The organism is Vibrio sp. 1557 (assembly GCF_033340175.1).
In the GTDB taxonomy this organism is placed as follows: Bacteria; Pseudomonadota; Gammaproteobacteria; order Enterobacterales; family Vibrionaceae; genus Vibrio; species Vibrio alginolyticus.
In genome coordinates this window covers 1-25,869 of record NZ_JAWOVZ010000037.1, presented here as the reverse complement: position 1 = coordinate 25,869, position 25,869 = coordinate 1, and the positions used below count along the sequence as shown (strand labels likewise).

Annotated in this window: 22 protein-coding genes and 1 tRNA gene; 14 read left to right on the top strand and 9 right to left on the bottom strand. The window is 44.5% G+C overall.

The genetic code is table 11. The annotated features are described in order from the left end of the window. The first annotated feature begins 107 nt into the window (after positions 1-107). From R7070_RS23190 to R7070_RS23175, 4 genes are all read left to right on the top strand, one after another. A tRNA-Trp gene (locus tag R7070_RS23190) sits at positions 108-184 on the top strand. A 496-nt stretch (positions 185-680) separates the two neighbouring features. After that, a complete protein-coding gene (locus tag R7070_RS23185; RefSeq protein WP_005381768.1) occupies positions 681-1,013 on the top strand; it encodes a DUF1904 domain-containing protein in 333 nt (110 codons plus the stop codon). 12 nt (positions 1,014-1,025) lie between these two features. Next, positions 1,026-1,862: a penicillin-insensitive murein endopeptidase gene (mepA, locus tag R7070_RS23180; protein ID WP_064376922.1), complete on the top strand. Its 837-nt coding sequence runs from the start codon at positions 1,026-1,028 to the stop codon at positions 1,860-1,862. A 323-nt stretch (positions 1,863-2,185) separates the two neighbouring features. After that, the gene (locus tag R7070_RS23175; RefSeq protein ID WP_005381765.1) at positions 2,186-2,494 is read left to right on the top strand and encodes a hypothetical protein; all 309 of its coding nucleotides are present in this window, start codon (positions 2,186-2,188) and stop codon (positions 2,492-2,494) included. Between the two features lie 42 nt (positions 2,495-2,536). Here R7070_RS23175 and R7070_RS23170 read toward each other — a convergent pair whose 3' ends face one another. The 3 genes from R7070_RS23170 to rdgC form a co-directional block, all read right to left on the bottom strand. Further along, entirely contained in the window at positions 2,537-2,791 is a 255-nt protein-coding gene (locus R7070_RS23170) for a YfhL family 4Fe-4S dicluster ferredoxin (RefSeq protein WP_005381763.1), read from the bottom strand. 2 nt (positions 2,792-2,793) lie between these two features. Next, positions 2,794-4,194 carry a tRNA 5-hydroxyuridine modification protein YegQ gene (yegQ, locus tag R7070_RS23165; protein WP_005381754.1) on the bottom strand — a complete coding sequence of 467 codons (1,401 nt, stop codon included), beginning with the start codon at positions 4,192-4,194 and terminating at the stop codon, positions 2,794-2,796. Between the two features lie 165 nt (positions 4,195-4,359). Beyond that, positions 4,360-5,274 (bottom strand): recombination-associated protein RdgC, encoded by a 915-nt coding sequence (rdgC, locus tag R7070_RS23160; RefSeq protein ID WP_005381753.1) that lies wholly within the window; start codon positions 5,272-5,274, stop codon positions 4,360-4,362. Positions 5,275-5,498: 224 nt separating this feature from the next. On the opposite strand from rdgC, the gene phoB reads away from it, so the two are divergent. From phoB to R7070_RS23145, 3 genes are read left to right on the top strand one after another with little or no spacing between them, the layout of a single operon-like run. Beyond that, positions 5,499-6,188, top strand: coding sequence for a phosphate regulon transcriptional regulator PhoB (gene phoB, locus R7070_RS23155; protein ID WP_005381752.1), 690 nt, complete (start codon positions 5,499-5,501; stop codon positions 6,186-6,188). Between the two features lie 40 nt (positions 6,189-6,228). Then, positions 6,229-7,527: a phosphate regulon sensor histidine kinase PhoR gene (phoR, locus tag R7070_RS23150; protein WP_005383667.1), complete on the top strand. Its 1,299-nt coding sequence runs from the start codon at positions 6,229-6,231 to the stop codon at positions 7,525-7,527. After that, complete coding sequence (locus R7070_RS23145) at positions 7,527-8,486, top strand: PstS family phosphate ABC transporter substrate-binding protein (RefSeq protein WP_053350235.1); 960 nt, start codon at positions 7,527-7,529, stop codon at positions 8,484-8,486. The genes phoR and R7070_RS23145 overlap by 1 nt, the downstream gene beginning before the upstream one ends. Before the next feature lie 34 nt (positions 8,487-8,520). On the opposite strand, the gene ppx is transcribed toward R7070_RS23145, so the two are convergent. Together ppx and ppk1 are read right to left on the bottom strand one after the other, a co-directional pair. Beyond that, positions 8,521-10,026, bottom strand: coding sequence for an exopolyphosphatase (gene ppx / locus R7070_RS23140; RefSeq protein WP_033905789.1), 1,506 nt, complete (start codon positions 10,024-10,026; stop codon positions 8,521-8,523). Next, positions 10,010-12,100 (bottom strand): polyphosphate kinase 1, encoded by a 2,091-nt coding sequence (ppk1, locus tag R7070_RS23135; RefSeq protein ID WP_054579026.1) that lies wholly within the window; start codon positions 12,098-12,100, stop codon positions 10,010-10,012. The genes ppx and ppk1 overlap by 17 nt, the downstream gene beginning before the upstream one ends. Positions 12,101-12,307: 207 nt before the next feature. Here ppk1 and R7070_RS23130 point away from each other — a divergent pair, with 207 nt between their 5' ends. The 4 genes from R7070_RS23130 to phoU are packed head-to-tail and all read left to right on the top strand — an operon-like array spanning position 12,308 to position 17,766. Continuing rightward, positions 12,308-14,512, top strand: a complete 2,205-nt coding sequence (locus R7070_RS23130; RefSeq protein ID WP_047102164.1) for an ABC transporter permease subunit — start codon at positions 12,308-12,310, stop codon at positions 14,510-14,512. A 30-nt stretch (positions 14,513-14,542) separates the two neighbouring features. Then, positions 14,543-16,216 (top strand): phosphate ABC transporter permease PstA, encoded by a 1,674-nt coding sequence (pstA, locus tag R7070_RS23125; protein WP_151514535.1) that lies wholly within the window; start codon positions 14,543-14,545, stop codon positions 16,214-16,216. A gap of 2 nt (positions 16,217-16,218) precedes the next feature. Then, positions 16,219-17,037 carry a phosphate ABC transporter ATP-binding protein PstB gene (pstB, locus tag R7070_RS23120; RefSeq protein WP_005381745.1) on the top strand — a complete coding sequence of 273 codons (819 nt, stop codon included), beginning with the start codon at positions 16,219-16,221 and terminating at the stop codon, positions 17,035-17,037. Between the two features lie 30 nt (positions 17,038-17,067). Continuing rightward, entirely contained in the window at positions 17,068-17,766 is a 699-nt protein-coding gene (gene phoU, locus R7070_RS23115; protein ID WP_005381744.1) for a phosphate signaling complex protein PhoU, read from the top strand. Between the two features lie 62 nt (positions 17,767-17,828). Here the strand turns inward: phoU and ppk2 are convergent, their stop codons facing one another. The 3 genes from ppk2 to R7070_RS23100 form a co-directional block, all read right to left on the bottom strand. Then, positions 17,829-18,605 carry a polyphosphate kinase 2 gene (gene ppk2, locus R7070_RS23110; protein WP_005381743.1) on the bottom strand — a complete coding sequence of 259 codons (777 nt, stop codon included), beginning with the start codon at positions 18,603-18,605 and terminating at the stop codon, positions 17,829-17,831. Positions 18,606-18,675: 70 nt separating this feature from the next. Then, positions 18,676-19,419, bottom strand: coding sequence for a copper homeostasis protein CutC (locus R7070_RS23105; protein WP_258461087.1), 744 nt, complete (start codon positions 19,417-19,419; stop codon positions 18,676-18,678). Positions 19,420-19,702: 283 nt separating this feature from the next. After that, positions 19,703-20,314: a peroxiredoxin C gene (locus R7070_RS23100; protein ID WP_005381738.1), complete on the bottom strand. Its 612-nt coding sequence runs from the start codon at positions 20,312-20,314 to the stop codon at positions 19,703-19,705. 199 nt (positions 20,315-20,513) lie between these two features. Here R7070_RS23100 and R7070_RS23095 point away from each other — a divergent pair, with 199 nt between their 5' ends. The 3 genes from R7070_RS23095 (at position 20,514) to aceA (ending at position 25,088) form a co-directional block, all read left to right on the top strand. Beyond that, positions 20,514-21,419, top strand: a complete 906-nt coding sequence (locus R7070_RS23095; protein ID WP_005383681.1) for a hydrogen peroxide-inducible genes activator — start codon at positions 20,514-20,516, stop codon at positions 21,417-21,419. A 606-nt stretch (positions 21,420-22,025) separates the two neighbouring features. Further along, positions 22,026-23,654: a malate synthase A gene (aceB, locus tag R7070_RS23090; protein ID WP_017820561.1), complete on the top strand. Its 1,629-nt coding sequence runs from the start codon at positions 22,026-22,028 to the stop codon at positions 23,652-23,654. Positions 23,655-23,774: 120 nt separating this feature from the next. Beyond that, positions 23,775-25,088 (top strand): isocitrate lyase, encoded by a 1,314-nt coding sequence (aceA, locus tag R7070_RS23085; RefSeq protein ID WP_005381733.1) that lies wholly within the window; start codon positions 23,775-23,777, stop codon positions 25,086-25,088. A gap of 123 nt (positions 25,089-25,211) precedes the next feature. Here aceA and R7070_RS23080 read toward each other — a convergent pair whose 3' ends face one another. Further along, complete coding sequence (locus R7070_RS23080; RefSeq protein ID WP_017820562.1) at positions 25,212-25,661, bottom strand: CBS domain-containing protein; 450 nt, start codon at positions 25,659-25,661, stop codon at positions 25,212-25,214. Positions 25,662-25,869: the final 208 nt, after the last annotated feature.

Sequence of the window (25,869 nt, the reverse complement as noted above, 5' to 3'; positions counted from 1 at the left end):
GGTAGTTCAGTTGGTTAGAATACCGGCCTGTCACGCCGGGGGTCGCGGGTTCGAGTCCCGTCCACTCCGCCACTTATTTGAGGGTCGTCTCAATAAACACGAATTACAGGGGTGTAGCTCCAATTGGCAGAGCAGCGGATTCCAAATCCGCGTGTTGGGAGTTCGAATCTCTCCACCCCTGCCATACTCTGAAGCCTCAGCAGTAATGCTGGGGCTTTTTTGCATCTGAAGAAAAGAGAAGCTGACTAGTTGGAAGAGTTGTCGACTCCTCTGATACCAAAGTATCGGGGGATTGAAAGCTCATATCTCCGGGATATTGGTCCACTTCACCTATCCCCCATGTTCATAAGCTCTGGCTTAGGTCAGGGGCTCTTTTATTTCTAACGAATATGTCTTTTATTTCTAACGTATAGTTCCGATGTCAGGTGTATGTTTATCCAGCGAATATGGCATACCTTTGCTTCAGGTAGATTTATTTTCTAGTAATGTAATTACTAAATGTTGATGTATCGCTTTGTTCTTTCTGGTTTACCTTCGAATTTCATAACACTTTTTCTTCGTTATCGAGCACATCTGATTCACAATTTATTGAAAAGTTACTGGTTACATTGACTTGGATGATTACTGACTTGGTTCCTGTTATCATCATGCATTAATGCTAATAATTAGGAAGTAAGTTTATGCCACATTTTCGATTCCGTGCTGTAGAGCCACAAGCTGTTCAGGCATTATCAAAACCCCTTACGGATGAACTTCAGCCTCTAATGGACTGTCCGCGTGAGGATTTTACTTTTGAGTATATCTACACTACGTTTTTCAATGAGGGTGAGGTGAGTGCTGCATATCCTTTTGTCGAAGTGCTTTGGTTCGACCGTGGTCAGGAAGTGCAAGATGAAGTTGCCAAGCTTATTACGCAACAAGTGCGCGGTATCGCTGGTGCCGATATTGATGTTGCAGTTATCTTTTCCGCCTTATCTCCTAAAGCTTATTACGATAATGGCGAACACTACTAAAGGTTAAAGGCTATGAGGCAGAGTTTCATTGTAACTTTGGGTTTATGTTTCTCAGCTTCAGTATGTTCTACTCCTTGGGAGTCTGCGGTTAATCCTACCCGAAACTCTTCCTCCTCTATTGGTAGTTATGCTAACGGTTGTTTAGATGGTGCATTACCCTTGCCTCTCGATGGCGTTGGTTATCAAGTCTTACGTAGTAAAACGAAGCGCTACTATGGGCACCCTAAAACGATAGAGTTTATTGAAAATCTGGCGCTTAAAGCTCACCAAAATCTCAACACCACTCTGCTGATTGGTGATTTGTCTTTACCTAGAGGTGGAAGGTTCTCCTCTGGTCATTCTAGTCATCAAACCGGGTTAGATATCGATATTTGGTTAAGACTTGCTGACCAACCGCTTTCTTATAACGAATTACAACTTCCTAAGCCCATGAGTGTGGTGGATTTAAAAGGTTATTCCATACTTAATCATCGCTGGGAAGAACGACACTTTAAACTAATTCGGTACGCTTCAAAAAGTAAGGATGTTGCACGAATTTTTGTACATCCTGTTATTAAGGAGCAACTTTGCTTGCAAGAAAACGGCAAAGATCGTTCTTGGTTACGTAAAGTGCGTCCATGGTGGGGGCATCATTACCACTTTCACGTCAGGTTGTCTTGTCCTGATTCGAGCGACTATTGTGTTGATCAATCACCACCTCCAGTAGGCGATGGCTGCGGTGCTGAGCTTGCAAGTTGGGCCCCGAAAGCGAAACCTATTGATATCCCTCCACGGGTAAAAACAACCTCTAAGCCCAAACGAAAAAAAGTCGTTCCACCTCAATGCTTGCCGCTTATCAATCCTAATTAGTGTTACTCTTCAGGTTTATCTGTACTTGGTGATCTCTTTTATGAAACTGGAGAAACATCATACTTTTGTCTACATTGAATAGTACCAATACAAAAACTAACCCAATTAGTTTTGGGGACATATTATAGAAATCTAAATTAAACAAAGAGTTGTAGTATGGGGAAGTTGTAACTTCTCTGTTTAGAAAAAGATCTTTCGTCGCGATACTCTGGTTTCTTAGCAATATGTCTGTCAGTTGGCTAAAAAGCGATAACAACGCAGACAAGTGTGTAAGGCAGGGATATGCCCTTTTCCTGTTAGAAGAGTAAATCAAGGACAAAACCATGACTATGATTTGTGCAAAAGAATTTGCAGAGTGGTTAAGACACAGATTTAGCAGTGATACTAAAGGAGTCTCTTTGACTCGAGAGGATGTGAATCACCTGACTGGGCGTCAACGCCTTGATCCGGGTTTTGTTAATGATGTGCATTATGAGCTGATGCAATATGGAATGGCTTTCGTTACTGATACGAGCCGAGAAAACTTTTATTTAATACCTGTTTCTCAAGCGGAAAATTGGCGTGAGAGACTAGAGTATCATTTTGAAAAAGAGCTGTTCTGCAATATTATCCCTATTGAAAAATCAGGTTGAGAAAAGGTTCAACTTTGATGCCAAAGTTGAACCTAATTGCTCTTATGCTAACCCTTGAATAATCACGAATTTTTCAAGCAACTGCTCTTCAGTTTCGACATGGTTCGGATCAGTGATTATGCATTTTGTAATTGGACACACTGACTGACAGGTCGGCTTTTCGTAATGCCCCTTACACTCTGTACATAGCGCTGGATCAATTTCGAAAATGCTCTCTCCCATACTGATTGCCCCATTGGGGCATTCGGGATCACACATGTCGCAGTTAATGCATTTATCAGTAATGAGCAAGGCCATGGTTACTTACCAGTCGGGTTACGGGTGTCTTGCCCTGAGTTTAGATTACGCATTAATAGGCCATATTCTAAATCTAGCTCTGCTGGTACTGGAATGAATACAAAGTGACCGTTTCCTTTCGCGTCTTCAATAGACTCTGACTTGCGGTTTTCCATTGCCTCTAGCGTGAAAACAATATTGCCTTTTGGCGTCATTAGTTCAAGGCTATCACCGACAAGAAACTTATTTTTTACTTCTACTTCAGCCATGTCACCACGACGTTTGCCAGTGAATTCACCAACAAACTGTTGAGCATCAGAGACTGAGTAACCGTAATCGTAGTTTTGGTAAGTATCGTGTGTATGACGGCGTAGGAAGCCTTCAGTGTAGCCACGGTGAGCTAGGCTTTCTAGTGTACCCATTAGGCTTTCATCGAATGGTCGACCTGCTACAGCATCATCAATTGCTTTACGATAAACTTGAGCGGTACGTGCGCAGTAGTAGAACGATTTAGTACGACCTTCAATTTTCAATGAGTGAACACCCATCTTAGTTAAGCGTTCAACGTGCTGAACCGCTCGTAGGTCTTTAGAGTTCATGATGTAAGTACCATGCTCGTCTTCGTAAGCTGCCATTTTTTCTTCTGGACGGTGTGCTTCAGAAAGTAGAACGACTTCATCTGTTGGTTTGCCGCGACCAATTGTGGTTTCAGGACGCTCGTCTTGTACTTCGACAGGCTGTGCTTCCGTCGGGTCGAATTTCTCTACGATGTCACCAGCGTCGTTTTCTTTACCCTCTTCAACTTTGTATTCCCAGCGGCATGCGTTAGTGCAAGTGCCTTGGTTAGGGTCACGTTTGTTGATATAGCCAGAAAGTAGGCAACGACCAGAATAAGCCATGCATAATGCACCGTGAACGAATACTTCAAGTTCAGTTTCAGGGCAATGCTCACGAATTTCTTCGATTTCTTCTAGAGATAGCTCGCGAGAAACGATCACACGTTCCACGCCATTCGCTGCCCAGAACTTAACGGTCGCCCAGTTTACAGCGTTCGCTTGTACAGAAAGGTGAATTGGCATTTCTGGGAAAGCTTCACGAACCATCATAATTAGGCCTGGATCTGACATGATCAATGCGTCAGGACCCATCTCTACGATTGGCTTAAGATCACGGATGAACGTTTTTAGCTTCGAGTTGTGTGGTTGAATGTTACATACCACATAAAGCTTTTTGCCTAGGGCGTGGGCTTCATCGATACCGATTTTTAGGTTCTCGTGGTTAAACTCGTTGTTACGTACGCGAAGGCTGTAGCGAGGTTGGCCAGCGTAAACTGCATCTGCCCCGTAGGCGAATGCGTAACGCATGTTTTTCAGGCTGCCCGCTGGAGATAGTAGCTCAGGCACGAATGCTTTCTCAGTTGTCATTGCTCAATTCTCTTTTATCTGATCACAAGTCAGGCCAATTCCACCTAATGGAAATGGGGCGCAAATTTTACGTCAAAATGTGAACTGTGACTAGGGTAATTGTGCTTCAGATAGAAAAACGCCCTCAAAAAAAGTGAGGGCGTTATGGTTAACCTTTATACAAAATTAAGCGTTAGGATTCGGTAAGCCGCCTAGCGCATCGTATAGGTTGGGAAGGAAAGCACTGAACTCTCCACACATTAGAGAGAAGTCTGCATCAAATCGAGCTGCTTGATCTTCACGTGGAATATCATCGTTTTGATCTTTCAATTCATCAGAGAATTTTAGACGTTTGATGCCTGCATCTTCCGTCATAATGAACTCAATACGATCTTGCCAATTAAGCGCAAGTTTCGTCACGACTTTATCCGCAGCGATGTGGTTGCGGATTTCATCAGTGGTTAGCTCTTGCTTCTTACAGCGAATCACACCACCTTCTTCAAGTACGGATTTTAGCTCAGCTTCGTCCATCATGCTGATACCTTGAGGTGTGTCACCGCTTTTCACCCACTCGGTTAGCGTAGTTTCAATCGCCACTTCTGGAATAGCAGGAACAACAGGTAGACTACCCATGGTTTTACGAAGCAATGCTAATACATCTTCTGCTTTTTTATAGCTGCTTGCATCAACAAGGATAAAACCTTCTTTTGGCATGATGAGCACGTGAGTGTGGCTGCTGCGGCTGAATGCGCGCGGCAGTAAATCCATTACGATGTCATCTTTCAGGTTGTCTTTCTCTTTCTTCTTCAGAGGACGACCTTCTTGCGCTTCCATTGCTTCTACTTTTGCATTCAATGATTCTTTGATCACAGAGGCAGGTAGCATTTTCTCTTCTTTCTTGGCGCAAATCAGAATGCGGTTTTCTGACACGTGAGTCATCATATCGCCATGTCTACCCATTGCACTGACCCAGCCAAATTTCTGTTTGTCTTGACTGCCACACGGGGTGAATCGGAATTCAGACAGCTGAGTTTCTAGTTGTTCGGCGTTAAAAGTAACCTCGCGGTTAACGCGGTATACCAGACAGTTTTTAAACCACATAAATCTTCTCTAGGCTTGATGACAAGGGACTAATCATAGGGAATTTTTGTGCTGATGTCTTAATAGAAATGAAAAATATCCGAATGAACCTCAAAAGAAAGTTATATGAAAATTTGTTTTCAAAGGTCACAAAAGTGTCATAATTGGTAGTGATAATGCTTATGCATAGAGAGGCGCTTTGTCTCTTAAATTCATTAGCTCAACGAACATAAGGTTACTCAATTATGTCTAGAAGGATTCTGGTTGTTGAAGACGAAGCTCCTATTCGCGAAATGCTGTGCTTCGTACTTGAGCAGAAAGGTTACCAAGCGGTAGAAGCGGAAGATTATGATACTGCAGTAACCAAACTGGCTGAACCCTTCCCTGATTTAGTTTTACTGGATTGGATGTTACCAGGCGGTAGTGGCATTAACTTCATCAAACATATGAAGCGAGAGGAATTAACGCGCAACATTCCAGTTGTGATGCTTACCGCTCGTGGTGAAGAAGAAGATAAAGTGCGCGGTTTAGAAGTCGGTGCGGATGACTACATTACCAAGCCATTCTCTCCTAAAGAGTTGGTTGCACGCTTAAAAGCGGTGATTCGTCGCGTTACCCCGACTGCACTAGAAGATGTAATTGATGTACAGGGATTGAAGCTTGACCCTGTATCGCACCGTGTTACGGCTAATGATGCGCCATTAGACATGGGCCCAACAGAATTTAAGATGCTTCATTTTTTCATGACGCATCAAGAACGCGTATACAGCCGTGAGCAGCTATTAAACAATGTTTGGGGCACCAACGTGTATGTCGAAGACCGTACGGTCGATGTTCACATTCGCCGTCTGCGTAAAGCATTGGAAGCTGCAGGGCATGATAAGCTGATCCAAACTGTTCGTGGTGCTGGATACCGCTTCTCGACGAAGGCATAAATTAACACGCAGCTTATCGGTACCATTTCTGGAGTTATGAGTGGTTGAAAGATTAACGTGGAAAAAGCTGGCCTGGGAGCTGGCTTTTTTTTACACCCCATGGGTGATAGTAGGTTGGATATTCGGTTATATGCCGTGGTTGCTTTTGGCAGCTACGGCATTGCAGCTTGTGTGGCATTTGCATAACCAAGTACGTTTATCTTCTTGGTTATGGGATGAAAAACGCCTCACGCCACCGTCTGGTAGCGGTAACTGGGAATCTTTGTTCAATGGGTTGTATCGCTTACAACAGCGCCAACGCCGCAAACGAAAAGAGCTTACTAATCTTATTCGTCGATTCCGAAATGGTGCAGAGTCGCTACCCGATGCGGTAGTGGTATTCCGTGCTGAAGGCAATATTGTTTGGTGCAACAAGCTGGCTCAGCACTTACTGGGCTTCCATTGGCCAGAAGATTCAGGTCAACCTATCTCCAATCTCATTCGTACACCTGATTTTATCAAGTACCTCAACAAGAAAGACTTCTCAGAGCCATTAGAAATGCGTTCACCACTCAACGTCGAACGGATGCTGGAATTGCGTATCGTACCGTATACCGAGGGTGAGCACTTGATGGTAGTGCGTGATGTGAGCCAATTAAAACAACTTGAGGGAATGCGTCGCAACTTCTTTGCCAACGTATCTCATGAACTGCGTACACCAATGACGGTGCTACAAGGTTATTTGGAGATGACTGAAGACCCTGATATGGTCGTGGGTCCAATGTGGAGCAAAGCTCATGGTGTCATGACGGAGCAGCTTAACCGCATGAACAGTTTGGTGAACCAACTACTGACACTATCTAAAATTGAAGCGGCACCTATGCATGAGCTTGAGGAAGTCGTGAATGTGCCCGCGATGCTTGAAGTGTTAGAAAAAGAGGCGGTTAGCCTTAGTGGGGACAACCAACATAAATTGAAATTTGATGTTGATGCTAGCCTACGCGTGCTGGGCGATGATGACCAGTTACGTAGCGCTATCTCTAACCTCGTTTATAATGCCGTCAAATACACACCGCCTGGTGCGAACATTAATGTTCGTTGGTTCCAGACCTCTCAAGGCGCATGCTTAGAGGTGGAAGATAGTGGTGATGGTATTGAACCTCAACACCTCCATCGACTTACTGAGCGTTTTTATCGAGTGGATAAAGCAAGATCACGTGATACTGGTGGAAGTGGTTTAGGGCTAGCCATTGTAAAACACGCGCTGAGTCACCATGACTCTCATTTAGAAATTCACAGTGAAGTAGGTGTGGGCAGTAAGTTTTCTTTCGTATTGCCTGAGCGTTTGGTGGTGAAATAATGGCTTTACGATTGGCAAAAACATTCAGTTTATTCGCGCTTGTTTGTTCTTGTATTGCTGCCGCTCAAGATAAACCATTGCCGACTTATCATAAAACGACGGGGATTGTCGGAAACTTGCTCTCTGTTGGCTCCGATACACTTGCGGGTATGACAACGCTTTGGGTTGAAGAGTTTAAATCCATTTACCCTAATATTAATGCGCAAGTCCAAGCATCTGGCTCTTCTACTGCCCCCCCAGCATTGACCGAACAAACAGCTCAGTTTGGTCCCATGAGCCGCCCTATGCGTTTAAGAGAGGTTGAAGCGTTTGAACGTGAACATGGCTACAAGCCAACTGCGCTCAGGGTCGCCATCGATGCAATCGGTATTTTTGTTCATCAAGATAATCCAATTCAAGGGCTTAACTTTAGTCAGTTAGATGCTTTGTTTTCTGCCACGCTGCGCTGTGGTGAAAGTCAATTTGTCACAAACTGGCAGCAACTCGGTCTTGAATCACAGTGGGCAAAGCGAAACGTACAGTTGTTTGGTCGTAACTCCGTTTCTGGAACTTACGGTTACTTCAAAAGCAATGCCTTGTGTGGCGGCGATTTCAAGACCCGAGTTAACGAGCAGCCAGGCTCCGCGTCAGTTGTGCAAGCTGTAGCGTCAACCATCAGTGGAATTGGTTATTCCGGTGTCGGTTATCGAGTGGCAGGCGTGCGCTTAGTCCCTGTGGCTAAAATGGGAAATGACTACGTGACTCCAACGCGAGAACATATTGTTAGTGGTAAGTACCCACTATCACGTTACTTATATGTTTACGTGAATAAGCACCCTGATTACCCATTAACACCAATTGAAGCTGAGTTTATTCGCTTTATCTTTTCTGCTCAGGGACAAGCGTTGGTTGAGAAAGATGGTTATGTGCCCATTACGGCAGACTTTGCAGAAGAAGAGTTAAAAAAAGTCGGCCTGTAAGCCGACTTTTTATTTAGGTATGGACAGTACGAGATCAGAAAGTGAGTGTCCACTTCGCGCTGTCCCAACGTTCTTGTTCTTCCTGTAAATCCGCGTGAAGTAATTTATTGTTTTCTAGCCATGCTTCATCTGTGCATGTGAGAATCCATTCGTCATTTTTGATAGATAAGGTGATATCAGGCAATGGATCTTCATTACGCTGCCCATTTAATACGATAGAAAGTCGTAATATTTTGATGAGGCTTATAACGTCACTCTGTTTATAGAGGTTGAAATCTGGTAGTTCTTGCAATTTGAGCGCTTTACGCTGGAAGCGAGCTAATGTTGCAAGCACTAATTGCTGCTCACGGTTGAAACCTTGTAGGGTGGAGTGCAACAGAATATAAAAAGAGTGGCGATGGAAACTACGCAAGTTGATACTTAATCCGACTTCATGAAGCAACGCTGCCCATTCTAGTAAGTCAAATAACTCACTCTTTTTCTTAATGCCTAGTTCAGAGCGTACCTGACATAACATCTCACGTGCATGCCCCTTAACACGAGCGGCATGCTCTAAGTCGACTCGGTGCTTGTTGGCTAAATTTTCTGTGGTGCGCATGCGAATATCGGAGCGTGCGAAACGTTCTTCCATTTCGTACAACAGGCCTTCGCGTAGAGCACCATCGGAGAAAAACATTTGCTCAATGCGAAGCGCTTTGAAAATCGCGGACAAAATCGCTACGCCTGCTGCGAATACGGGTTTACGTTCTTCTGTTAGACCCGCCAGTTCAATATCTTCAATGGAATCAAATTTACACAGAGTTTCGATAAGTGTATCCAGTCGACTCGCTGTGATCAGGCCATCTTCAAAACCTAATCCTACTAGCACTTCTTGAATCGCCTTGATGGTTCCTGATGAGCCGAGAGCAATATCCCAGCCCTTTTTACGATATGTTGAAGCGATGGACTCGAGTTTTTGTTCGGCAGCTAACATCGCCTTGCTGAAGTTTTTTCCTGACAGTTTGCCGTTTTTAAAGTATTGCTCTGTAAAACTGACGCATCCCATCTGTTTACTGTTGAGAAGCTCAGGCTCAAATTCTTGTCCAATAATCATCTCGGTACTGCCGCCTCCGATATCGATGACTAGTTTGGAGTTGGATTCTACTTGAGTGTGCGCGACGCCTAAGTAAATCAGGCGGGCTTCTTCTTCTCCAGGGATAATTTCTATTGGGAAAGGCATCACTTCTTTCGCACGCTCGATGAAAAGGTGGGCATTTTTAGCGCGTCTTAGTGTGTGTGTGGCGGCGATACGTACATTTGACTCATCAAGCCCTTGCAGCCTCTCAGCGAACATGGCTAAGCATTCTAGCGCACGCTCCATTGCGGCGTGACTTAAGTTCAATTCACTGTCGAGTCCTGATGCTAAGCGAACACGTTGTTTATGACGACTAACCAGTTGTAGGTCACTGCCGACAACTTTGGCCACCACCATATGGAAACTGTTTGAGCCGAGGTCTATCGCGGCAATGTAGCGAGTATCTTGTTCAAGAATTTGAGGCATCTGAATTTTGTTTTCTAGTTTGCTTTTCTATATTTTTAAGATAGTCATAGATAGCGATTTGAGAGCGAACTTTTTTGCGATTACCTCGTGGTACGTAAGCGTTACTCATTTCTTTATCTATCAAACGAGCCTTTACTGTATCGGTAAAATGGATATTCGTTATATCAATAATTCTCTGTTTCAAACGTGGATCACGGACTGGTACTGCTACCTCGATACGGTGATCAATATTTCTTGTCATCCAGTCTGCGGAGGAGATATAAACTTGCGGATCGCCATCATTGTGGGTGATCACCACGCGAGGGTGCTCAAGAAAGCGGTCAACAATACTGATGATGCGAATATTGTCGCTGATCCCCTCAATGCCCGGTACTAATGAGCACATACCTCGAATGATCATGTTTATTTTTACACCGGAAGTACTTGCTCCATAAAGCTTATTGACGATGCCTTTATCGACTAGGTTATTGACCTTGATCGTAAGAGCGGCTTTTTTCCCTAGCTTGGCATTCGCAATTTCATTATCAATTAAGCGGTAGATTTGGGTTCGAGAATTACGAGGAGATACCATAAGGTGATTGAACTTCACTGGTCGGTATGGATTCTCAATGTAACCGAAGACATTACGGACTTCATTAGTGATTTCTTGATCTGCCGTAAGCAGGGAGAAGTCGGTATAAATTCGTGCCGTCTTCTCATGGAAGTTGCCTGTGCCGATGTGTGCGTAGCGAATAATTTCTTCACCTTCGCGGCGGCTAATCATCAGTAGCTTTGAGTGAATCTTAAGACCAGGCGCACCAAAGATGACGTGCACACCCGCTTCGGTTAATACTTTTGACCATTCGATATTGGCTTCTTCATCAAAGCGAGCTTGCAGTTCGACGACCACAGTGACATTTTTGCCGTTGTGCACCGCATCAATTAAAGAGTTCATCAAGCGAGAATCTTTCGCGACGCGATAAATGTTAATCTTGATACTAAGTACTTTGGGATCGAAGGAGGCTTGGCGCACTAACTCACTAATGTGGTCAAAAGTGTGGTAGGGATAATAGAGCAGAATATCTTTCGCTTTAATCGCGTCAAAGCTGTTGGCATAACCTTCGAAATCGGCACATTTCATTGGCGGGAGAGGTTTATTTTCAAGATATTCTCGTCCAACATTTGGAAAGCCGATGAAGTCTTTAAAGTTGTGATAGCGTCCGCCGGGGATAAGGTTATCGTAGTTAGAGATATTAAGTTTGTTACACAGAAACTCTAACATTTGAGGCGGCATATCGCGTTCGTAGACGAAGCGAACGGGCTTTGCTGTCAGTCGCTGATTGACACCCTCTGACATTTGTTCAAGCAAGCTGTACTCGATTTCATTGCGTAAATCGTATTCAGCGTCACGCGTCATTTTCATCGCATAGCCGCTAAGCTCATCATAATCAAAAAAGCCTTTGAACAGCTCGTCCAAACAGTGGCGGATAATATTATCAAGTAAGATGATGGTTTTTCGACGCTTTCCTTTCTGTTCTGGTACCATCACAAAGCGGGGAAGGTGATCGGTCGGAATTTCGATCAGAGCGTACTGGTAATGTTCTTCTTTACGCAGTTCTACGGCGATGTAAGCGTACTCGTCTTTGAGAAATTGCAGAACATCGATCTCGTCTTTCATTAGGAGGGGAGTGATATGCGGCATTACCTCTCTACGGAAGTATTTCGCGATCCACTTTTGTTGCGATTCATCCAGTTGTTGCTCGTTGACCAAGAAAATGCGACGTCGCGCCATTTCTCGAATCAACTCGCTGTAAAGCTCATCAAATTGTTCGTTAAGCTTTAGTGCTTTCGACTGCATTTTGGTTAACAGTCGTTTAGGGCTATCACTGCCACCGCGCTCTTGGCTGATTAGGATTCTGCGCTTCACGTCCGCAAAGCGTACTTTGTAAAATTCATCTAAATTGTTGGAAAAGATCCCAAGAAAGCGAATACGTTCGATCAAAGGGACGGTTTTATCGGCAGCTTCTTGTAATACTCGTTCGTTGAAAGACAACCAACTCAGTTCTTTTTCTATATATAGTTTTTCTGCGCTCATAACCTTACCTAGCCAAAAGTGAAGTATTACGTACTCATCTTGGAAAAATGGATGAGTGAGAACATTATGAGATTTTCATTACAGATTTATTTCATACCACGCATTGCATAAGAGTTGTATTCTTTTCAGGTGTTTAATGTGATCTGTAATATAATTGTCATCTTAACGACATATTCTAGTACTAAGTCAAAAAAGGTAGAGATTTAAATGGCACAAGCCGAGTTTTCATTGCAGGAAAAAGATAAGAAACGACTGATAAAAGATCGTTTAGTTCGACTTGCAGTGACATCCGGTGGTGTCGGCGTACTCGCGGCGCTTATTTTGATCTTTGTCTACCTCGCCATGGTGATCATTCCGCTTTTTTCTGATGCGGAGATCAAAACCAACCAAGCCATTCGAGCCACTCATATTGAAACACCACTTGCGATTTCAGTGGATGATTACGCTCAGCTTGCGTTCGTCCTAACCCAAAGTGGTGAGATTCAATATTTGTCGATGGACGAGCCTACGAAACCTGCGGTGTATACACAGCAAATCGTCCAGAAACCCGTCGCTTTCTCTCAATCTGCTCCTGGGCTAGGTTGGTATGGATTTGTTGATGGGCAGGGTAAAGCGAACCTTTTCAAGCCAGAATTTAATGCCACGTTGAGAGAAAATACACGTCCTCCGGAAGTGATTGAGCTAGACACCAGCATGGATCTGACACTAAGTACGCCTCAAGATCCTGTGACTCAGTTTGTATTCGCAGCTTCGACGCCCTTACCAACGGTTGTTTGGCAGACACAAAGCGGTGAAGTGAAAGCTCGCTGGCAAGTGGCTTCGTCTTTGGGTACGCCTCCTACAACGATTGATTTTACGTTCTCTTCAGGTTTTGATACGCCTCAGCAAATGTTATTGACACCTGACGGTGAAACGCTTTATTTGCGCGATGGCTCTGAGTTGATCGTGTTAAAGAAAACCGCACGTAAATTTGCTGTGCGAGAGGTGGTCGATCTCACTCAAGGTGATAAGAAGCATTCCGTTCGTACGATAGACTTATTGGCTGGTGCTTACTCGCTTTTGGTGACGCACAACGATGGTCGGGTGTCGCAATGGTTTGATACGCTGCAAGAAGAAAAACGCACGTTAACGCATATTCGTGATTTTAAATTGGCGTCAGAGCTTAAGTATTTGTTGCCGGATTCTCATCGAAAAGGATTTTATAGCTTTTACACCAACGGCACGTTGCAAAGCCATTATACAACCAGTGAAAAACTGGTGTTGTTTAAGCGTGCGTACAATCAAGCGCCCGCAATCGCAGCAATGTCTAACAATGAACGCTACTTAATCACTTGGCAAAATAATGCGTTAAATGTTGCGGAAGTGGACAATGCCTATCCGGAAATTTCATTGTCTTCATTATGGCAAGAAGTGTGGTACGAAGGGTATCCTGAGCCTGAATTTGTGTGGCAATCGACTTCGGCGAGCGATAACTTTGAGGCTAAGTTCAGCCTAGTACCTATTGCGTTTGGAACGATAAAAGCGGCGATGTTTGCGATGCTGTTTTCAGTACCGCTCGCAGTGCTAGGTGCTATTTATACGGCTTACTTTATGTCGCCACGCATGCGTCGTGTAGTAAAACCGTCGATTGAGCTAATGGAAGCACTGCCGACGGTGATCATAGGTTTCCTCGCGGGATTGTGGTTCGCGCCTATTGTCGAAGATCATTTGATTACGATCGTCGTTATGCTGTTTGTTTTGCCCTTGAGCACCATGATTATGGGCGGGCTATGGGCATTAATACCGCAACCTTTGCGGAATCGTCTGCCTAATGGTTGGCATGCTTTAGTGCTCATGCCTGTCATATTGGTACTGATTGGGCTTGGAGTGTGGATTTCGCCTACGATTGAGCAGACGTTCTTTGGTGGCGATATGCGCTTATTCTTAACCGAGCATGGTATTGGTTACGATCAACGCAATGCATTGGTGGTGGGGTTAGCGATGGGGTTTGCTGTTATCCCGACGATTTTTACCATTGCCGAAGATGCCATTTTCTCTGTACCGAAGCATTTATCGGATGGCTCTTTGGCATTAGGGGCCACGCCTTGGCAAACTTTAATCTATGTTGTCTTGCTTACTGCAAGCCCAGGTATTTTTTCTGCCATTATGATGGGCCTGGGACGCGCTGTTGGCGAAACCATGATTGTATTAATGGCAACGGGCAATACGCCATTAATGGATTGGAATATTTTGGAAGGATTGCGCAGCCTGTCGGCGACCATCGCCGTTGAGTTGCCAGAGTCGGAAGTTGGAAGTTCGCATTATCGCCTGCTGTTCCTAGCTGCATTGATTTTATTTGTGTTTACGTTTGCAGTAAACGCGCTTGCGGAGTGGGTTCGTCAGAGACTGAGAGATAAGTACCGTGCGTTGTAATAATGGTTTGAATAAAGAGCGAGTAATAACGTGTTAAATTGGATTCGTTCTGGCGCACCGTGGATATGGTTAACAGGCGGTGCAGTCAGCATCAGTTTGTTGTCGGTATTAGGGTTGTTACTCCTTATCGGCTGGAAAGGCCTGACTTACTTTTGGCCAGCGCCTTTGTATCAGTGGAATGTTGCAGCGCTGACTCCTGTACAAGGCGAAGTGCTACATGAAAATACTATTCTGATTGGTCAAGTGTATGAGCGCAGCTTTGTACCGAAGAGTTATTTGCCTGAAAGCGCAGCACAACAGTTAGAAGACGATGAAGATTTTGCCACGCGACTCAACATCAAAATCGCTAACCGAGAGTTGTATCCCGCCGATTTTATCTCCGTATTGCAAATGCAGTTGGATGAGCCCACGACGCCAAAAGAGTGGGCGGTGATAGAGCGCAGTAGCGGTGGTTATTTCTTTGGTAAGCTGGTGGCGTTTCAAGATGGCGATAATATATACACCAGTGATATTCAATCGGTACTAAATAAAAAGCTTGATGATGCAGAAACTCTGCGCCATGAGATTGATTCTTTGGTGGTCGATCAGCTTAAAGAGCTTGGTTGGAAGCTAGAGCAGTTGCGATTAGAAAAGCGCAAGCATGAATTGAATGACACGCTGACAGAAAGCTTCTTAAAGGAAAATCAGACGAAAAAAGAGCAGATAGAAAAAGCGCTTGCGACGTTAGATTTGCAACTTGATGGTTTACGACTTCAGCTCTCTGACTATGCCTTGATTGCCGAGGATATGACGGGGTCACAAGTATCGATTCCGCTCGAAGATATTTTGGACTATTGGTATCCAAACCAAATGTCACTGCCTGATAAAGTCATGCATTGGGGAAAACAGGTTTGGAAGTTTTTATCTGAAGATCCAAGAGAGTCTAACTCCGAAGGAGGCGTGTTCCCTGCGATATTTGGTACGGTTTTCTTAGTACTCATCATGTCGATCATTGTGATGCCACTCGGGGTGATCGCCGCTATCTATCTACATGAATATGCTAAGAATAACGCTCTAACCAGAGTTATTCGTATTGCGGTTATAAACCTAGCGGGTGTTCCATCGATTGTTTATGGCGTGTTTGGTTTAGGTTTCTTCGTTTATACGATTGGTGCCTCTATCGACAACGTATTCTATGCGGAGAAGCTACCAGCACCAACCTTTGGTACGCCGGGTTTGCTATGGTCAGCACTAACTCTTGCCGTGCTGACGCTTCCAGTTGTGATTGTGACGACAGAAGAAGGTTTAACTCGAATTCCGAGCTCCGTACGACATGGCTCTCTGGCACTTGGTGCAACTCAGTTCGAAACGCTATGGCGCGTGGTTTTGCCTATGGCGACGCCAGCTATTATCACAGGTTTGATCCTTGCGATTGCGCGTGCAGCTGGCGAAGTAGCGCCACTGATGCTGGTGGGGGTCGTGAAATTGGCATCCAGTTTACCGGTTGACGGACAATTCCCTTATGTGCATTTGGATAGAAAGTTCATGCATTTAGGTTTTCACATTTACGATGTTGGCTTTCAAACCTCCAACATCGAAGCGGCGCGACCATTAGTTTATGCTACCTCTTTCTTACTCGTGACAGTGATTGTCGGGCTAAACTTAACAGCAATCAGTATTCGCAATAATTTACGAGAAAAATACAGAACGTTAGGACAAGATTAAGTATGTTTAATTTTGATAGTACATTAGGTTATGAGCCACCATTGGATGTTCATAATTTAACGGATGAACAAACAGCCATCTCAATCGAGAACCTTAATCTGTTCTATGGTCAAACTCAGGCGCTGCATGATATTTCGATGCGAATTCCCAAAGGGCGAGTCACCGCTTTTATCGGTCCTTCAGGGTGTGGAAAGTCGACGTTATTACGTTGCATCAATCGCATGAACGACTTAGTGGAAGGGTGTCGAGTCACAGGTAAAGTGCGTCTCCACGGCAAGAATGTTTATCATCCTAATGTCGATGTTGCGACACTTCGACGCCGAGTGGGGATGGTGTTTCAAAGACCCAATCCATTTCCTAAGTCAATTTATGAAAACGTAGTTTATGGCTTACGCTTACAAGGTGTAAAAAACAGCCGCAGTTTAGATGACGCAGTGGAGCGATCCTTGCGCTCGGCGGCGTTGTGGGATGAGGTAAAAGACCGCTTGCATGAGAACGCATTTGGCTTATCTGGTGGTCAGCAACAGCGCTTGGTCATTGCGCGCGCGGTGGCGATTGAGCCGGAAGTCCTGTTATTGGACGAGCCAACATCAGCGTTGGATCCAATCTCAACTTTAACTATTGAAGAGCTTATCAATGAGCTGAAGACTCAATATACTGTCGTTATCGTTACCCATAACATGCAACAAGCGGCGAGAGTGAGCGATCATACTGCATTCATTCATATGGGTAAGTTAATTGAATACTCTGACGCGGACTCGATCTTCACCTCGCCAATGAAGAAACAGACCGAAGATTACATTACGGGTCGCTACGGTTAAGTCGCGACTCTATACGGAATAAGGAACATCATGCACTTTGGACGTCATATTTCAGGACAATTTAACGTAGAGCTAGAATCGATTCGTACTCATGTATTAACCATGGGAGGCTTGGTAGAGCAGCAGCTTTCGTATGCTATTCAAGCCTTGCATAAAGAAGACATCGAACTGGCGCGTAAGGTTGTGCGTGACGATCATAAAGTGAATGCGATGGAAGTCTCGATCGATGACGCCTGTACACGCATTATTGCTAAGCGTCAGCCAACGGCAAAAGACTTGCGCTTAATCATGGCTATCATCAAAACGATCACTGATTTAGAACGTATCGGTGATGTGGCGACACGCATTGCTTACGTTGCTATCGAAAGCCCATCATCAAAAGAACGACAATTCCAAGTGTCGTTAGAGCCTCTCTGCCGTCAGGCAATTAATATGCTGCATCAGGTTTTAGATGCGTTTGCCCGCATGGATGTAGAAGCGGCAGCAGAGGTGCATAAACAAGATGACAAACTAGACGCCGAGTATGAAGCGGTGATTCGTCAGTTGATGACTTACATGATGGAAGATCCAAAAAATATCCCTAATATTCTGCAAGTGATGTGGTCGGCACGCGCGATTGAACGCGTGGGGGACCGCTGCCAGAACATCTGTGAATACATTATTTACTTTGTGAAAGGGAAAGATGTACGCCACCTAGGTGATCAAAGTATTGATGACGTACTGAAGTAACTGACTTCAACAAATAGACCAGCTTTTAGGCTGGCCTATTTATTAGAGAGAAGGAAAGCACGTTAATATTTATCAGGAACGAAGGTCTGATCATCAATGGGCGCTCTGACGTAACCTTCTTTATTGAGTTCAGGTAATTCGATGGGTGAGTACTCAAGTGCTTTGTAATCAATCTGGCTTAGTAAATGACTGATACAGTTCAAGCGCGCTTTCTTTTTGTCATCAGAAGGGACGACCCACCAAGGGCAGTTTTTCGTGTCTGTATAGGCAAACATCTTATCTTTTGCTTCCGAATACTCCGCCCAGCGATGACGTGACTCTAAATCCATTGGGCTGAATTTCCAACGTTTGATCGGCGTATTAATTCGACCTAGAAAACGTTTTTCCTGCTCTTCGTCTGAAACCGAAAACCAATACTTAATCAGAATAATCCCAGAGCGTTGCAACATTCTCTCGAATTCAGGGCAAGAGCGTAAAAACTCCTCGTATTCGTCAGGCGTACAGAACCCCATGACTTTTTCGACACCTGCTCGGTTATACCAACTTCGGTCAAATAAAACGATTTCACCAGCAGATGGTAAATGAGCGACGTAACGTTGGAAGTACCATTGCGTTTTTTCTTTTTCTGTCGGTGCAGGCAGAGCCACTACGCGACAAACACGCGGGTTTAGCTTTTCTGTAATTCGCTTTATCACTCCGCCTTTGCCCGCAGCATCACGTCCTTCAAACAGAACCACCACTTTTAACCCTTTGTGTTTGACCCACTCTTGAAGTTTTACGAGCTCAACTTGAAGGTTTTTGAGCTCCTTTTCGTATTCCTTTTTCTTCAATTTAGACATACACCTTTCCTCACTCCTTGATAAACAATATGTTAGCACTCAAAAGCTATGCGCGTGAGGTTACGGTGGTCTATTTGAGAGCTGCTACGACATCGGTAATGGCTTGTGTACTTGTGATGGGGATTAAAAAATCATCGACATCGGATGCGCCCATTTTGCTTTGTTCAGCAACAAAGGTCATTTGGCTAGGGCGTGTGGTTTTGCCTGACAGATGGATTTCAGGAACTTGAGTGTCTTCTACTAACGCACGTACGTTACTCGCATTAACGCCAGCCCCCGCCATGATTGCTATGCGCCCTTGGGCTTGCTTAACCAAAGCTCTAAGCACATCGATCCCTTGTGGTGCTGAAGGCGCAAGACCGGAGGTTAAAATACGTTCACAACCTAAGCTGATCACTTCTTCCAAAGCTTTTTCAGCGTCACGACACTGGTCAAAGGCACGATGGAAGGTCACGCCTAAGCCAAGCGCTTGAGCAAATTCACACAGCGTAGCCGCGTAAGGCATATGAATATCACCGTCTTGAGTGAGCACGCCGAACACGACACCGCTCAAGCCTGATTGGTGAGCTGCTTCAATATCCCAACGCATCATTTCGATCTCTTCTGCATTGTAGAAGAAGTCACCTTGGCGTGGGCGGATCATGGCATAAACTGGAACACTCGAAAGCTTAGCCGCTTGCTGCATAAAGCCATAACTGGGTGTTAGTCCGCCTAAAGCCAAAGAGGAGCAAAGTTCAATCCGAGTGGCGCCGCCAGCAATGGCGTAGTGCAGAGATTCAATATTATCGATACAGACTTCTAGGTGAGTAACCACGTTCATTCATCCTGCTAACGTTACAAATAGGTGTTGTGGCTAAGATATTAACAGGGCAAGTAAGCAGAATCTGTATGGAGGGGATGATAAATAGAGGTAAAGTTGACGCCAAAGCGTTACCTCATTTTGGCGGTTTATCTGAAGGAAAAAGAAAGCCCAGAGCAGAGGCTCTGGGCTTTGATAGGACTTTACTTAGACTGATTGGCGTTTGCGGTTTTCCGCATTAGCTTATTGCTTTATATACATCCAACCATCACACCCGTTGAGCTAGGGTGAAGGTCTATTATTTTTTGCCTAGGTCAGCTGCGTGCTCAGATAGGAACGCTGCAACACCTTTTGGAGATGCGTCCATACCTGCTTTACCTTCTTCCCATTGTGCAGGACATACTTCGCCGTGCTTCTGGTGGAAGTTAAGAGCGTCAACCATGCGTAGCATTTCGTCGATGTTACGGCCTAGTGGTAGGTCGTTAACTACTTGGTGACGTACAACGCCTTCTTCGTCGATTAGGAAAGAACCACGGAAAGCAACGCCTGCTTCTGGGTGCTCAACGTCGTAAGCTTTACAGATTTCGTGCTTAACGTCAGCAACTAGTGGGTACTTAACTTGGCCGATACCGCCATCTTCGATAGCAGTGTTACGCCATGCGTTGTGAGAGAACTGAGAATCGATAGAAACACCGATTACTTCAACACCTTTAGCTTGGAAGTCAGCTAGACGGTTGTCGAATGCGATTAGCTCAGATGGGCAAACGAAAGTGAAATCTAGTGGGTAGAAGAATACTACTGCTTTCTTACCTTTAGTGAACTCTGCAAAGTTGAAGTTTTCAACGATTTCACCGTTACCTAGAACAGCTGCTGCAGTAAAATCAGGGGCTTGACGACCTACTAGTACCATTTTTTTGCTCCTAAAAAGTATGGTTAGCTCCAAACCGAATTCAGTTGTGTCGGTTTGGTTCGTGTTTGTACGAGACAAACTATAGTACAGATTGTAGTATTGAAAAAAGCGAAATAAATAGATTGAGTTAATCGAAAAAAACGATAATAACAAAACTCTTAACTCGATCACTGGAACGGCGGTAGATACAAATACAATTATGAATAAATGGCCCAGTTTGAAGCAGTTACACTATTTAGTCACACTGCATGAAACAAGACATTTTAGTGACGCTGCAGAGCGTTGTTTTGTCAGTCAGTCGACTTTAAGTAAGGGTATTCAAAACTTAGAGGAGTTGATTGGCTGTCCATTATATGAAAAGAAAGACAAGAAAAGTCCACTGGTTTTTACCCAAACAGGAGAAATGGTAGTAAAGCAGGGGCGAGAGCTGTTAGCAAAAGGGCAAGATTTGGTCGAGCTTGGACGTATGTGCCAAGGCGACGATATGCAAGGCCAGCTAAAAGTAGGATGCATACCAACAATTGCTCCGTTTTTACTGTGTGATTTGGTACAAGAGGTGAACTACCGTTTCCCACAACTGAACCTTTTATTAAGAGAAGACACGACGACAAACTTACTCCAAGCGCTCAGACATGGTGAGCTGGATGTGCTTATTTTAGCGTTACCAGTCGAAATTGATGGGATGGAAAGCCGAGTAGTGGGTAAGGATCCGTTTCGAATGGTTATAAGCGCTAATCAAGCCCAATCGGTCCCTGTGCCGATTCGTTACGCGGATTTACCTGACGAATCCGTCTTTCTACTAGAGAAAGAACATTGCTTAACGGAACATGCGGTATCAGCGTGTAAATTAACAGACAAAGAAAAAATCAATCCGTTTACGGCAACCAGCCTCCATACACTGGTGCAAATGGTTGCGAATGGTTTGGGAACAACGTTCATTCCTCAAATGGCTATCGACCATGGCTTGCTGCATAACCAGAATTTAGTCGTGATCGATCCTCCAGGTAAACAAGCTTATCGCGAAATCGGCTTAGTTTGGCGTCCGAGCTCGTCAAGAACGAAAACATTTAATCAACTTGCAGAAGTCGTTTCAGAGCTGCTTTAGCTATTAGTATTAGCCCTTACTTCTCCATTATTTATCTAAAAGCGCACTGGAAACAGTGCGCTTTCTAGTATTTTATTCTGTTGGTAAACTTTGACTTGTAAAATTTTACAGCTCTTCTTTGATGAAGCTTTCATAAAATAGTGAAATTTCACAATGTTAATTTTACACAAAGCCCTGCATACCTTGTTTGACCCCTGTTTAAATCCATCTCTTCAGCCCTTGTGAATACAAGGTGTTTGTTTACCTGTCAATATTCATACGCTTGTTTGAAATGATAAAACGACTTTAAATTTAATGTAATTTTATTACGTAATAACTTACAAAATAAGGCGCTTGATAGATGGTTTTTACCTTGCGGAATAAAACTTTGAATTTTCTGTTTTGTTTATATTGGGGGTTTCACTAAACCCTTTGTTGATATAGCTTATTTAAAGGCCGATACGACTTATGTCTAGATTGAAAACACACGTAGCATTACGCAATCTATCGGCATGGCTAGACGAGTTGAACACAAAGTTAAAGGATGTAATTTGTTGTTCATAACTTACAAATGTAGCTTTACGCTGACTGCCCAAGATTGATAAAGCACGTTAAGGATGAATGATTATGCTTGCTCAGACAGAACAAAAAACACAACAACTAAAGCAAACCCAAGGCATGCTTGAGGTGAATGGAGTCGTTGCTCCAGAACATCAAGCAATTTTCCCTGTTGAAGCCCAAACCTTTTTATCTCTACTGTGTGAAAAATTTGCCGGACGTGTTGAACAGTTGCTGGAAGCAAGAGAAGAGAAGCAAGCACGTATTGATGCTGGTGAGCTACCAGATTTTCTACCAGAGACACAAGACATCCGTGAAGGAAGTTGGAAGATCCTAGGAATCCCACAAGATCTGCAAGATCGCCGTGTGGAGATTACCGGACCAACTGACCGCAAGATGGTGATTAACGCACTGAATGCGAATGTAAAAGTGTTCATGGCAGACTTCGAAGATTCAATGTCTCCTGCATGGAGTAAAGTGCTGGATGGTCAAATTAACTTGCGCGATGCTGTTAATGGCACCATCAGTTACACCAATCCTGGCAATGGCAAACATTATCAGCTGGAAGATGACCCAGCGGTGTTGATCTGCCGTGTTCGCGGCCTTCATTTAAAAGAAAAACACGTTACGTGGCACGGTCAGATCATTCCAGGTGCGCTATTCGATTTCGCTCTGTATTTCTATAACAACTACAAAGCGTTACTTCAAAAAGGCAGCGGCCCTTATTTCTACCTTCCAAAACTGCAATCGCATCACGAAGCGAAGTGGTGGAGCGAAGTGTTCCATTTCACGGAAGACTATTTCGGTTTGGATACAGGCACCATCAAAGCGACTGTGCTGATTGAAACCTTACCAGCGGTATTCGAAATGGACGAGATTCTGTTCTCGCTTAAAGAACACATCGTTGGTTTGAACTGTGGTCGCTGGGATTACATCTTTAGCTATATCAAAACATTGAAAAAACACTCAGACCGAGTACTGCCAGATCGCCAAGTGGTAACGATGGACAAGCCATTCTTAAACGCTTACTCGCGATTATTGGTACGTACTTGCCATAAACGAGGTGCTTTCGCGATGGGAGGAATGGCCGCATTTATCCCAGCTAAAGACCCGAAAGAGAATCAAAAAGTATTAGACAAGATCCAGACTGACAAATCGTTAGAAGCTAACAACGGCCACGACGGTACTTGGGTGGCTCATCCAGGTTTGGCTGACACTGCTATGGAAGTCTTTAGTGCTGTGCTGGGTGAACGCACCAACCAGTTGGATGTGAGCCGTGCAGAGGATGCGCCTATTACAGCAGCTGAACTGCTTGAGCCTTGTGAAGGCGAGCGCACTGAAGGCGGAATGCGCCACAATATTCGCGTTGCGCTGCAATACATCGAAGCTTGGATTTCTGGCAATGGTTGTGTGCCGATTTACGGACTGATGGAAGACGCAGCAACGGCAGAAATCTCACGCGCCTCTATCTGGCAATGGATTCAACACGGCAAGTCGCTAGACAACGGATTAAAGGTCACTAAAGAGCTGTTCGAGCTCTATCTCAAAGAGGAGATTGAAGTCGTGAAGCAAGAAATTGGCGAGCAGCGCTACCATGCGGGTCGATTTGAAGAAGCAGCAGACTTAATGGCAAGGCTCACGACGAGCGATGAACTGACCAACTTTTTGACAGTTCCTGGTTATGACTACCTGGATTAATAAAGAATAACTGTAACACCAATAACGTGAAGGATTTTCAAGGCAGATAGGGAAGTACTGCCTGAGAACGGAAACTCAACGCACACGCATAAAGTGCAAATTATAAAGAGGGATAGACCAATGACTAACTTAACTCGCCGCCAACAAATTGAAGCTCTGGAAAAAGACTGGGCAACTAATCCACGCTGGAAAAATGTGAAGCGTACTTACACTGCCGAGGAAGTGGTGGAACTGCGTGGCTCTATGGTGCCTGCAAACACAATTGCACAACGTGGTGCAGACAAACTTTGGTCACTGGTCAACGGTAGTGCGAAAAAAGGTTACGTAAACTGTCTTGGTGCGCTAACGGGTGGTCAAGCCGTTCAACAAGCTAAGGCAGGTATTGAAGCGATCTATCTGTCAGGCTGGCAGGTAGCGGCGGATAACAACACCGCTTCGACGATGTATCCAGACCAATCTCTTTACCCAGTAGATTCTGTACCGTCAGTAGTAAAGCGTATCAACAACTCATTCCGTCGTGCAGACCAAATTCAGTGGGCTGCTGGTAAGACGCCTGAAGATGAAGGTGGTATTGATTACTTCCTACCTATCGTAGCGGATGCTGAAGCGGGCTTTGGTGGTGTGCTTAACGCTTACGAACTAATGAAATCGATGATCGAAGCCGGTGCCGCGGGCGTTCACTTTGAAGACCAGTTAGCATCGGTGAAAAAGTGTGGTCATATGGGGGGTAAGGTATTAGTTCCTACGCAAGAAGCGGTACAAAAGCTCGTTGCAGCTCGTTTGGCTGCTGACGTAGCGGGTACAACAACATTAGTTATTGCTCGTACTGATGCGAATGCGGCGGATCTCATTACTTCAGATTGCGACCCATATGATAAAGACTTTATTGAAGGTGAGCGTACTCAAGAAGGTTTCTACCGCGTTCGCGCGGGTATCGACCAAGCGATTTCTCGCGGTCTGGCTTACGCACCATATGCAGACTTGATTTGGTGTGAAACGGCTACGCCATGTTTGGAAGAAGCACGTAAGTTTGCAGAAGCAATTCACGCTGAATACCCAGATCAATTGTTGGCGTACAACTGCTCGCCTTCATTCAACTGGGAGAAAAACCTAGATGCAGAAACCATTGCTAAGTTCCAACAAGAGCTTGCAGACATGGGCTACAAGTACCAATTCATCACGCTAGCAGGCATTCACAACATGTGGTTCAACATGTTTGAACTGGCACACGCTTACGCTCAAGGTGAAGGTATGCGTCATTATGTTGAGAAAGTTCAGCGTCCTGAATTCCAAGCGGCTGAAAAAGGTTATACGTTTGTTGCGCACCAACAAGAAGTAGGTACAGGTTACTTCGATAGAATGACCAATACTATCCAAGGTGGTAACTCTTCAGTGACAGCATTGACAGGTTCGACCGAAGAGGACCAATTCTAATTGGCAGAGAAACACTTCCTTAATCAGCGTCAGTAATGGCATTTTGAGCGGCAACCCTGCCGCTCTTTTTTCGTTTAACCGGTGTAAAAACGAAACTTACAACAAAGAGAATACGCTTGCGTACTACTCTTCCTGCTCGATTTCTTCAGGTTCCACTTCTTCTTGTAGTTCCAATAAGTTAATCGCAATCGTCACGAAGTCACTATCAGTAATAATGCCGACCAATCGACCTTTGGTGACAACAGGTAGACAGCCAACTTTATGCTTTTGCATATAGATAGCGCTCTCTTTGAGCCCCGCGATAGGCTCTGCCGTCATGATGTTGGTGTGCATCATTTCGTAGAGCGGTGTGTCTAAAGTAAAAGATTGTTCAGCCTCATCTGGGTGCAAGCTCGATTCTTGAGCAGCAAGAATGTCGCGTTGAGTCACCAAGCCTTGTAAGTGGTTATTGGCATCAACAACCGGAATGTGTCGAATATCAAGCGCATCCATCATGCTTTTTGCATCACGCAAGGTGTGCGTGCGCAGTAAGGTATGAGGATTACGAGTCATCATGTCTTCAACCTTGATCATAGAGACCTCCAGCGGCATTGTCCTTCTCTTAAATATAGAGAATATTTTTCTGTATATCTGGGAGCTAACTCGTTTTTCATCAATTAAATAGCACAATGCTGATGGGCTGCGTAATCTGTGTTTTATTGGTGTTTTTATTTTCAGCCCTAAACCACCTACTTCAGTAGGTGGTTATCATCCGTTTCGGCTTTGCCTGTAAAACTACTCA